The following is a 9,637-nucleotide window of genomic DNA, read 5'->3' on the forward strand; positions in this document are numbered from 1 at the left end:
ATCCAGGACACCCAGCGGGACTGGAACCGTTCATCGTAGCCGCGCCAGAGCTTTGTCTTTTCAAAGCCGAGGCCAGCCAGAAGGTCGCGGTAGCTTTCGTTGCAGAAGAGACCTTCAACGACATCGCCGTTTTTATCGTGCGGCTGGTATTCTACGCTGCTTTCAAGCAGCCACAGCAGTGCCCCTTCTTTTTTGAGCGTCTGTCGCATGCCGGAAACAAACTGTTCGAGTTTCACGGGATCCTGGGCGAGTTCCGGGGAGGCACTGACCCATTCGCGCGGGGAAGACGCGTAAGTAAACAGGCGGAAGGCAGGACGGAAGATGGCGTAAATCGCATACAGGATTTTTCCGTCTTCTTCGCCGGCGTAGTAGCGGACAGTTTCATGCGCTTCGTGCGCGCGGGCAAAGTCGCCGCTCTGCAGGAAGCTGTAAGCCATATGCGAGTCGTTCAGAAACTTCGCATACTGCTCGTACGTCAGGGTTCGTATATTCAAGAGCAGACCTCTCTTTCTAGTCATAAAAGAAGATTCGAAGACCGTGCAAAAGGCGCGATCGTCGAATAAGCGTATTCACTATACCATTTTGAAAATGGATCGCTGAAACCGGCACGCAGCGATGAATGCGACCTGGAAAATTCGTGAAATCTTAGGGCTTGCGTTTTTTAGGAAATACCCTGTATAATCCCGATTGTCTTCTTCAGGACAGCCAGACGGCTGCCGGAAAAGACCGTCGGATGACCCGATCGAGCGGCTCAAAAAATTAAAAAATTGAGTTGCACCGATTTGGAAAACCTGATATATTAATCAGGCAGTCAAACGACAGCACAAATCAAAAACTAGTACACAAAAAACTAGTACACAATGGAGGCTTAGCTCAGTTGGGAGAGCGTCTGCCTTACAAGCAGAGGGTCAGCGGTTCGAGCCCGTTAGCCTCCACCATTGTGAATGGAGAGATAGCGAAGTGGCTAAACGCGGCTGACTGTAACTCAGTTCCTTAGGGTTCGGCAGTTCGAATCTGCCTCTCTCCACCACTTGCAGGTGTAGTTCAATGGTAGAACTTCAGCCTTCCAAGCTGACTACGTGAGTTCGATTCTCATCACCTGCTCCATTTGAAATTTTCGGGACTTCGGTCCCGTTTTTTTGTGCACTAAAAAAACTTAGATCGACGGAATTTACATACCCGCTCTCGTGAGAAATTCATGCATGCGTATAATAAGGACATGAAAAACCATTTTAAAGCGATTGTGATTACGCTCCTGGTGATCCTGTGTATTTTCACAGGACTGAGTGGCGCCGCTCTGTTTGGCCTGCAGCGGCAGGTTTCCTCTCTTACCGCTTCGTTTGTGAATCCATCCGATGAACCGAGTGAAAAAGGAGAGGTCACTCTGAGCGCGCCCCAGACGCTGACCCGTTTTTACCAGACTCTGGTCAGTGAATTGAACGAATATGGCGATCCCGCCAAAACGCAGGAAGCGAGTGCCCGCCTTCTGACGCAGGTGTTTGTCAAAACCATGAAGGACTGCACCGTCAGGACGATTGAATACAAGCCAGACGGACTGGAAATCGAAATTCAGGGTGTCTGCGTTCCGTTCGATCAGATCGACAGCTCGCTGGCTTCTTCTGTGCTCTATTCTTCGCTGGGCCGCTACGCGATGAGTCACCCCGTCAATTCCGCCATGGCCATTTTCGGATCGACAGAAAATTTTAAGAGCACTGTGTACGGCGATTTCGTCAACTTCTACCTGGAAGATCTGAAAAACGCGATTATGAAGCTGGATGCCGAACCGGTCTACTATACGATCGACGTGAGCATCGATGCCGAGGGAAACTGGAAAATCCGCACGATCGATACCCAGGAAGGTACCTCTCTTTCGCAGGATGCTGCCAGTTCCCAGACAGTAAATCCGGACGCGGATTCGGACGCTTCGAAAAAGTAACCTCTGACCGCTTCGGAATGCTCCTTTCTTAAATGAGGCGAAATGCCGTATCTCTTATCGCTTACCGCTTATCCGATTTTTCGATCGGAAGCCGTAAGCGGACAGGCACACCCGATCCGTCCAGACACACAGCTCGGTACAATGCAGGTAAATATACGTCTGCAGCGTATCGGGCTATTCTTTCATATACCGGTTTGGAAAGGGGCAAAACAATGAATACGGTTCGCAATTATCATCGCATGATGAAAAAGACCGGCGGCGACAAGCTGCTGTATTCGTTTCTGATTTTTTACTTTGTCGATTGCGCGCTCATTCTCTGGAACGACCCGTCGATTTCCAGCTATGGCGATGCGCTGTGGATGGGCTTTAGCGTCGCGACAACGATCGGGCTTGGCGATTATACGGTCACCACGCCGCTGGCCCGCATTCTCACGATACTTCTCGGCATTTACGGAGCTGTCGTGGCCGCTTATATTCCCGGCCTGATCGCCTCGTCGTACTTTGAAAAACTGACCCGCAAAAGAAAGGCGGTTATGCAGAAACATGGCGAAGCTCTCCAAAACCTTTCGCAGATGAGCCCGGCGCAGAGAAAAGAGCTGTCCGCGCAGATTCGTAAGGAGAACGCGGCATGAAGGTGATCAGTCTTTTTTCTCTGATTCTCAAGCAGACGCATACCCGTCGCTATCTGACGGCGTTTGTCGGGTTCTTTCTCGTTGCCACGCTTCTTTTGTGGCTTACCGATCCAGATCTGCATTCGTGGTGGGATGCGATCTGGTACGGATTCATGTTAGTGACGACCATCGGCTTTGGCGATCTGAAAGCGACGACGCTGGTCTCCCGCCTCATTTCGGTAGTACTCGGCCTGAACGGCATTCTGACAATGGGATTTCTTTGCGGCGTAGGAGCGAGCTGGCTGTTTGAAACAGTCCGGCTTGGACAGGGCGAATCCATTGCGCGCATGCTGGATCAGCTCGAACATCTCGAAGATCTCGATGACGATCAGATCGACCACCTCAGCCGTCAGATTTCCCGGTACGATCCTTCGAAAGAAATCGAGCCGCCCACGAAGGCGTGAAAGCCCATACCGCGCAAAAGCAGGAGAGATCGCCTGATTTCTGGGCAGTATATGTATGAATGAAGTAAAATTGATGAAGATAGATTCCTGTTCCAAAATGCCGGTTCAAACGCCGCCAGACGTGTTCGTCGGGCAAGACCCGGCAGGATCCCATCCGTTAGCCTGCCTGCAGACTTTCGTGAATGAACGATCCAGGAACAGAAAAAAGAAAGCAGGTCTTCGTTTTTGAAAAGGGAAGGCCAGAAAGGAATACATATGGAAAAAGTTACCGACACAGTCTATTTTGTGGGCTGTCAGGATCGCGACATTGATCTGTTTGAATCGCAGTACAAAGTTCCTAACGGTGTAAGCTACAACTCCTATCTGATTAAGGATGGAAAAAATGTGCTGATGGACACCGTTGACCGCCGTCGTACAAATGAGTGGCTGGCCAATGTAGAAGAAGCGCTTGCCGGCGAACCGCTCGATTATCTGGTAGTGCAGCATCTGGAACCGGATCACTCCGGAAGCCTGGATGCCATTCTCAAAGCGCATCCGGAAGCCACTGTCGTTGCCAGCGCGAAAGCCTGGTCCATGATTCCCAATTTTGAAGTCACTCCAATTCCGGAAGATCATCGTCTTTCCGTAAAAGAAGGCGACATGCTCGATCTGGGTACGCGCAAGCTGACTTTTGTCATGGCTCCGATGGTACACTGGCCTGAAGTCATGGTGACATACGATGACAAGGACAAAATCCTGTTCTCCGCAGACGGCTTTGGAAAATTCGGAGCCAGCGGAACAGATGAACCGTGGGATGATGAAGCCCGCCGCTATTTCATCAACATCGTAGGCAAATACGGAAAACAGGTACAGGCTCTGCTCAAAAAGGCAGCCGGCCTCGATATCGCCATCATCGCCCCGCTCCACGGACCAGTTCTGAAAGAAGACCTTGGCCGCTACATCAGTCTGTACGACAAGTGGTCGAGCTACACGCCGGAAGCGGATGAAATCCTGATCCTCGTCGCTTCCATCCACGGTCACACGAATGTCGTTGCAGACCGCATGAAGGAAATTCTCGAAGCGAAAGGACAGAAAGTCCGCCTCATGGACGTAACCCGTCAGGATACGCACGAAGCCGTTGCCCAGTGCTACCGCTGCAAAAAAATCGTGCTGATCGCCTGCTCCTATGATGCCGGCGTATTCCCGGCGATGGAACGCGTGCTGTCCATTCTTGCCCACAAGAACTTCCAGAACCGCACGATTGCCATGATCCAGAACGGATCCTGGGCACCAAGCGCTGCCAAGACGATGAAATCCATCCTCGAAGGCTGCAAGGATATCCAGTATGTCGAACCGGTCGTAACGATTACAACGTCGCTCAAGGAAAAAGACATCGCCCCAATGGAAGAACTCGCCGATCACCTGATCGCTGCAGAATAAAACCAATCGCCATGGAAAAATCCGCTCTGGATGCTTCCATGGCTTTTTTTGATTTAGAACGGTTTTTGCGAAAGAAAGACAGACGGGCACCTCGCGTGAAAAAAGAGCGGGGCTGTTCGATTCTGAAAAAAAACAGACCGATAAAGTGTTCCGCAGTCCATACCCATCGCCCAGGTGAAAACCAGAAACCGATGCAGAGACGCGGAGAAATCGGCGGAGGATCCTTTATGAATGAACAAACGTGGCTCGAGCAGAAACTGGCCCAGAATGGCTTTACGCTCGAAGATCTGAGCAAGCAGACCGGAATCGATCGCTCAACGCTTTTAAAAATGGCAGAGAAGGAAGAAGCCAGAGACGAACAGTGGAATACGGTGCTTTCCGTACTGAACAGCTATCCGATTCTGTATACGCCTTCTGCAGACCTGCTTGATCTTCTGCGCCAGCGCATAGAGCAGAGCTCGGCGCAGGAAATGTGTACCGTTTACTATGGCGTCAACCAGAGCAATCTCATTTTCGCCCTCTGTCAGTTTGAAGACGGCTCGATTCACGGCGCCAATGTGCAGCCGGATTTTCTGCGTTCGCTGCACCTTCCGCTTGGTGAAGTGCTCCAGCTGTTTCAGGCGCAGGAACTGGCTCTTGAAAACGGAAAGCTGAGCTGAAGACACGGAAAAGCGTGTGCAAAAGAAAAGTCAGACATCTGCCTGTCCTTCTGTGTCAGAGCAGACAAGGCTGAACTGAATCCAGAGGGACTGGAAAGAACACAGAAACAGCGCTGTGATTTCTCAAAAGGAGCACAGCGCCGTTTGTTTCGTTATTCTTTTCAAATTGGTTCCGAAAACTTTAAGAGTTTTCGCCATAATCAGAGCTGAAGTACGATACCCGTAATCGCGCAGATGACAATCAGCGCGATCGGGTGGAGCTTTTTAAAGGAGAAGGCCACGATGCCAAAAAGCACGATGAGGCCCAGATTGATCCAGAAGCTCTGATTCAGTACGAATCCCGAAGGGAAGAGTACGCTGACCACTACGCCGATGGCCGCCGATACGATCAGCGCGCAGGAAGCGGGGCGCAGTCCGTAAAACGCGTCCTGTACGTAGGGGTTGTCCTTGGCCGACTGCAGAACCCGTGCGATCACGCAGATGATGATGACGCTTGGCATGACCAGAGCAGCCGTTGTCAGAATTCCGCCGAGAATGTTATTGCCGGTGGCGTGATAGCCGACGTAGGTTGCCATGTTAATGCCGATCGGTCCCGGAGTGGATTCGGAAATGGCGATCATGTTGAGCAGATCCTGTTCGGTAAACCAGTGATAGCGCTCCATCATCTCATAAAGAAACGGGATGGTGGCCAGACCGCCGCCGACCGAAAACAGACCGGTTTTGAAAAATTCAAGGAAAAGGGTCCAGTACAGACTAAGCATGACGGTCCTCCTCGGGCTTTACGCTCTCTTCCAGCTTGGCGCTCGCCTTTGCGGGCACGTTCGCGTCGGATTTTGATTGCGCAGACGGCGTTTCTGTCGTATCTTGTTTTGGCTGATTCGTCGCAGACGACGCTTTGGCTTTAGCTAACGCCGGCCACTTTACAGGCGCTTTCTTTCCCAGAATGCCTGCGGCGGCTGCCAGGATGACGATGATCGTCGCGGAAAGCAGATTGAAGTAGGAAAGTCCCAGAAACAGGACAAACAGAGCCAGAGCGTACCAGTCTTTGACGCCGGCTTTGAACATCTTCAAAACGGCCTGCATAATCAGAACGCATACCGCAATACGGATGCCCGCCAGGGCGTGCTGAACGATCGGCTGATCCGCAAACGAGGTCATCAGCGACGCGATCAGCATGATGATGACCAGCGAAGGAAAGACGATGCCGGCTGTCGCCATGATGGCGCCGGGGGTCTTTTTCTGGGAGTATCCGACAAACGTGGCGGTATTGACGGCGATGATTCCTGGTGTACACTGACCGATGGCGTAATAGTCCATCAGTTCGTCATACGTTGCCCAGTGCTTCTTGTTGACGACTTCTTTTTCCAGCATGGGAAGCATGGCCAGTCCGCCGCCAAACGTGAACAGGCCGATTTTGGAAAAGGTTAGAAATAAATCTGCATAAATGTTCATAAGCGTTAAATTCCGTTTTTTCCTTAGTTTGTTCTCTGATTCTTTGAGGGTCAACACTTTCGACTTGAAACAGGTCAGCAGGCTTGAGAAAAGCGGAAGAAAATTACACGATGAGAAAAGGTTAGAGACTTTATTTACAATCCAGGCAGGATGACGTGTATATTCCTGTCTTGAAATGAGGTTGATTATGAAACGATTGAAACGGCTTCTCAAGCCGGTGATTGCGCTGTCCCTGTTCGTGCTGACAGGATGTTCTGGCGGATCCGGACAGGATCTGAAAGTGGTCAGCGACAAAACCGTAGAGCTTGGTGAAACAGTATCCCTGGCTCCTTCCGAGTATCTGTTAAACGAGCCGGATGAGAGCATTCTGAACGAAATTACCGTCGATTCCGATCTGAAGACGGATTCCGACAAATATACCTATAACGGCTTCAAGGAAACCGTCACATCCAAAGATAAGAAGTACCTCGATATCGGTACGTACAAGCTGACGCTCAAATACGACGGCAAGGACTATCCGGTAACGCTGCGCGTGGAAGATACCGTGATGCCGGAGTTCATTTCGCCTTCCGCAGTCGTTACGATTCCGGTCGGCAAAACCGACTTCGATTTCTCGAAAATTTATCGGACCGACGATAAATCGGATGTGGAAATCCGCCTTGACGGTTTTTATAACCTGAACAAGGAAGGCACGTATCCGGTAACGATCGTGGCGACCGACGCGGCCGGCAACACGAACTCGATCGAAATTACGATCAACGTCGTTGCCGACAATACCCACATTACTGCGTCCGATCAGTTCGATGACGAAGTGGTTCCGTCTCCAGATGGGGACGACACCAGCAATGGCTCCCAGACGCCGGTGATTCCTGATCCGGAAGAACCGGTCGATGATCAGAAGCCCGACAAACCGAGCGTTCCGACGGCCTGCTCGATTTCCACGCTGCCTGCCGGTGCAGAAAGCGCGGAAGTCTACTACAGCTTCTCCGATCTGTACGCAGCCGGTACCGCATGGAATCAGCTTTCTCCAAACAACTATTTCTTCTATCTTGAAGGCGCGGACGACTGCGGAAACAAAGTCTACTTCCTGACTAAGGGAACGCAGACTCCGGATCCATCCGCCCAGCCCCAGCAGACGCCAAATGCTGCCGGAGACGACAATTCCAAATAGAAACTGCCAAAGACCCAGCCAGAAAAGCCGGGTCTTTTTTGCGCTCTTTTGGGCTTCTGCACGGCTGCTGCGCTGCTGCTTTCGGTTTTGACGCAGCAGCTTTCTGCCGCTGGATCACCGGAAAACCGGCACTTTTCTCCATGATTGCAGGCGCAGAAGACAAGGCCAGAACCGGAGGACAAATGAAGAAAATCTGGTCGGCCATTTTCGAAAAAGGGCGGTCAGTCCATCGAAAAGCTAGTGTATCATTTAAATCAGATAGAAGTATATTTTGCGAGACACGCCTCGCACGATTTTACGATGCCCGCAATGAAAGGGGGCTGAGGATGAAATACAGTTTTGATGAAGTTATCGATCGAACCGGATACCGTTGTGCCAAATACGACGAACGCCTGCAGAAATTCGGTCGGGCGGATGTCCTTCCGCTCTGGGTGGCGGATATGGATTTCAAAACGGCACAGCCGATCATTGACGCCTGTGTCGCCAAGGCAAAAGAAGGCATTTGGGGCTATACATCAAGACCCGACAGCTATTTTCAGGCGGTCCAGGACTGGCAGCTGCGGCGAAACCAGTGGAAGCCGGATACGAAGTTAATGAGCTGGAGTCTTGGCGTCGTCCCGGCCATGAGCGCCATTTTGCACATCTTTTCCGATCCGCAGGATCGTATTCCCATTCAGACGCCGGTGTATTCCGACTTTTACGACATCGTTGAGGACAGCGGTCGAATTGTGGTCGAAAACCGGCTGCTGGAACAGAACGGGCGCTGGCAAATCGATTTTGATGATTTTGCCCGAAAGGCCAGAACATGCAGAATTTTCCTGATTTGCAGTCCGCACAATTCCGTCGGACGGGTATGGAGCCGGGACGAACTTACACGCATGGCGCAAATCTGCATCGAAAACGATGTGCTGATCGTTTCGGATGAAATTCATTCGGATCTGATTTTTAACGGGTGTCGACATATCCCGACCGCGTCTCTGTCGGAAGATATTGGTCGGCATGTCATCACGGCACCTCTATTTCCAAGACGTTCAACCTCGCCGGAATGCAGGCCAGTACGACGATTTTCCGGATGCGAAGAAAAAAGAGCGTTTCGACCGCTTCTGGGGCGCCATGGACATTCATCGAAACAACGCCTTCAGTTCAGTGGCGATGGAAGCGTCGTACCGGCATGGCGAAGAGTGGCTGGACCAGCTTCTCTTCTATTTGCAGGGAAACTTTGACTGCGTCTGCGACTTCTGCAAAAAATGGATTCCGCAAATCCGGCCAAATCATCCCAATGCAACGTATCTGATATGGCTGGACTGCCGGGATCTGCATCTGAGCGATGATGCGCTGCGCGATTTTTTCATTGAGAGGGCTGAACGAAGGGCGATCGTTTGACCGCAGCTCCGGCTATATGCGCCTGAACGCCGCCTGTCCAAGATCCATTCTCGAACAGGCTATGCATCGGCTCAAAAAGGCCGTCGACGACCTGGTGACAGAAGGCAGGCAAAAGCAGGAAACGGCATGAGATAGAACGGTGTGAGATAGAAGAAAACAGGAAATACGGTCAGGGAAAGGAAGGAAAGACTTATGAATAAGGAAAGTCCGCTCTATGCGGCGTATACGCAAATACTGAAGGACGAACTCATTCCCGCAATGGGATGCACGGAGCCGATTGCGATTGCCTATGCCGCGGCTAAAGCCAGAGACGTGCTTGGATGTCTGCCGGAGTCCGTAAATGTGTCCGTCAGCAGCAATATTATCAAAAACGTAAAAAGCGTCGTCGTTCCCAATACGGACGGAAGCAAAGGCATTGCGGCCGCAGCCGCCGCGGGAATTGTGGCAGGAAAGGCGGATCAGGCGCTTGAAGTCATCGCTCAGGTCACTCCGGAGCAGAAAGCACAGATGTACGCCTTTTTGAAGCAGACGCCCATCACGGT

The 9,637-nt window shown here is 51.5% G+C and carries 10 protein-coding genes, 3 tRNA genes and 1 pseudogene; 11 read left to right on the top strand and 3 right to left on the bottom strand.

Translation table 11 applies throughout. The features are described 5' to 3' along the window. On the bottom strand, window positions 1-494 hold a 494-nt coding region (locus tag ACLUYS_RS07930; protein WP_412659551.1), incomplete at its 3' end, for a peptidoglycan bridge formation glycyltransferase FemA/FemB family protein. Window positions 495-862: 368 nt separating this feature from the next. Between ACLUYS_RS07930 and ACLUYS_RS07935 the strand changes: the two genes are divergently transcribed. The 8 genes from ACLUYS_RS07935 (at window position 863) to ACLUYS_RS07970 (ending at window position 5,089) form a co-directional block, all read left to right on the top strand. Beyond that, a tRNA-Val gene (locus ACLUYS_RS07935) sits at window positions 863-938 on the top strand. 8 nt (window positions 939-946) lie between these two features. Further along, window positions 947-1,030: transfer RNA gene (locus ACLUYS_RS07940), tRNA-Tyr, on the top strand. Window positions 1,031-1,033: 3 nt separating this feature from the next. Further along, window positions 1,034-1,107, top strand: a tRNA-Gly gene (locus tag ACLUYS_RS07945). A 91-nt stretch (window positions 1,108-1,198) separates the two neighbouring features. Further along, on the top strand, window positions 1,199-1,936 hold the full coding sequence (locus ACLUYS_RS07950) for a hypothetical protein (protein ID WP_230267620.1): 738 nt from the start codon (window positions 1,199-1,201) through the stop codon (window positions 1,934-1,936). Between the two features lie 212 nt (window positions 1,937-2,148). Next, window positions 2,149-2,568, top strand: coding sequence for a potassium channel family protein (locus ACLUYS_RS07955; RefSeq protein WP_230267621.1), 420 nt, complete (start codon window positions 2,149-2,151; stop codon window positions 2,566-2,568). Then, window positions 2,565-3,011: a potassium channel family protein gene (locus ACLUYS_RS07960; RefSeq protein WP_230267622.1), complete on the top strand. Its 447-nt coding sequence runs from the start codon at window positions 2,565-2,567 to the stop codon at window positions 3,009-3,011. Before ACLUYS_RS07955 ends, ACLUYS_RS07960 begins: the two co-directional genes overlap by 4 nt. 255 nt (window positions 3,012-3,266) lie before the next feature. Continuing rightward, window positions 3,267-4,430 carry an FprA family A-type flavoprotein gene (locus ACLUYS_RS07965; RefSeq protein ID WP_412659552.1) on the top strand — a complete coding sequence of 388 codons (1,164 nt, stop codon included), beginning with the start codon at window positions 3,267-3,269 and terminating at the stop codon, window positions 4,428-4,430. 227 nt (window positions 4,431-4,657) lie between these two features. Next, window positions 4,658-5,089 (top strand): hypothetical protein, encoded by a 432-nt coding sequence (locus ACLUYS_RS07970; RefSeq protein WP_288340192.1) that lies wholly within the window; start codon window positions 4,658-4,660, stop codon window positions 5,087-5,089. Between the two features lie 200 nt (window positions 5,090-5,289). Here the strand turns inward: ACLUYS_RS07970 and ACLUYS_RS07975 are convergent, their stop codons facing one another. Both ACLUYS_RS07975 and ACLUYS_RS07980 read right to left on the bottom strand, forming a co-directional pair. Next, a complete protein-coding gene (locus ACLUYS_RS07975) occupies window positions 5,290-5,850 on the bottom strand; it encodes a chromate transporter (RefSeq protein WP_230267625.1) in 561 nt (186 codons plus the stop codon). Further along, entirely contained in the window at window positions 5,843-6,541 is a 699-nt protein-coding gene (locus tag ACLUYS_RS07980; RefSeq protein ID WP_230267626.1) for a chromate transporter, read from the bottom strand. The genes ACLUYS_RS07975 and ACLUYS_RS07980 overlap by 8 nt, the downstream gene beginning before the upstream one ends. A 187-nt stretch (window positions 6,542-6,728) precedes the next feature. Here ACLUYS_RS07980 and ACLUYS_RS07985 point away from each other — a divergent pair, with 187 nt between their 5' ends. The 3 genes and pseudogenes from ACLUYS_RS07985 to ACLUYS_RS07995 all read left to right on the top strand — a co-directional run. Beyond that, window positions 6,729-7,712, top strand: coding sequence for a hypothetical protein (locus tag ACLUYS_RS07985; protein ID WP_230267627.1), 984 nt, complete (start codon window positions 6,729-6,731; stop codon window positions 7,710-7,712). A gap of 326 nt (window positions 7,713-8,038) precedes the next feature. Then, window positions 8,039-8,935: a MalY/PatB family protein gene (locus tag ACLUYS_RS07990; protein WP_412659553.1), complete on the top strand. Its 897-nt coding sequence runs from the start codon at window positions 8,039-8,041 to the stop codon at window positions 8,933-8,935. A gap of 352 nt (window positions 8,936-9,287) precedes the next feature. Further along, window positions 9,288-9,637 (top strand): annotated as a pseudogene (locus tag ACLUYS_RS07995) (serine dehydratase subunit alpha family protein); the annotation flags it as partial.

Origin of the sequence: Allobaculum sp., from assembly GCF_047010065.1 — a bacterium.
Taxonomy (GTDB): Bacteria; Bacillota_I; Bacilli_A; order Erysipelotrichales; family Erysipelotrichaceae; genus Allobaculum; species Allobaculum fili.

What these genes read in the sequence shown, in the direction of transcription:
- ACLUYS_RS07950 (WP_230267620.1), top strand. Translation starts at nt 1,199, where the DNA reads ATGCATGCGTATAATAAGGACATGAAAAACCATTTTAAAGCGATTGTG.
- ACLUYS_RS07955 (WP_230267621.1), top strand. Translation starts at nt 2,149, where the DNA reads ATGAATACGGTTCGCAATTATCATCGCATGATGAAAAAGACCGGCGGC.
- ACLUYS_RS07960 (WP_230267622.1), top strand. Translation starts at nt 2,565, where the DNA reads ATGAAGGTGATCAGTCTTTTTTCTCTGATTCTCAAGCAGACGCATACC.
- ACLUYS_RS07965 (WP_412659552.1), top strand. Translation starts at nt 3,267, where the DNA reads ATGGAAAAAGTTACCGACACAGTCTATTTTGTGGGCTGTCAGGATCGC.
- ACLUYS_RS07970 (WP_288340192.1), top strand. Translation starts at nt 4,658, where the DNA reads ATGAATGAACAAACGTGGCTCGAGCAGAAACTGGCCCAGAATGGCTTT.
- ACLUYS_RS07975 (WP_230267625.1), bottom strand. Translation starts at nt 5,850, where the DNA reads ATGCTTAGTCTGTACTGGACCCTTTTCCTTGAATTTTTCAAAACCGGT.
- ACLUYS_RS07980 (WP_230267626.1), bottom strand. Translation starts at nt 6,541, where the DNA reads ATGAACATTTATGCAGATTTATTTCTAACCTTTTCCAAAATCGGCCTG.
- ACLUYS_RS07985 (WP_230267627.1), top strand. Translation starts at nt 6,729, where the DNA reads ATGAAACGATTGAAACGGCTTCTCAAGCCGGTGATTGCGCTGTCCCTG.
- ACLUYS_RS07990 (WP_412659553.1), top strand. Translation starts at nt 8,039, where the DNA reads ATGAAATACAGTTTTGATGAAGTTATCGATCGAACCGGATACCGTTGT.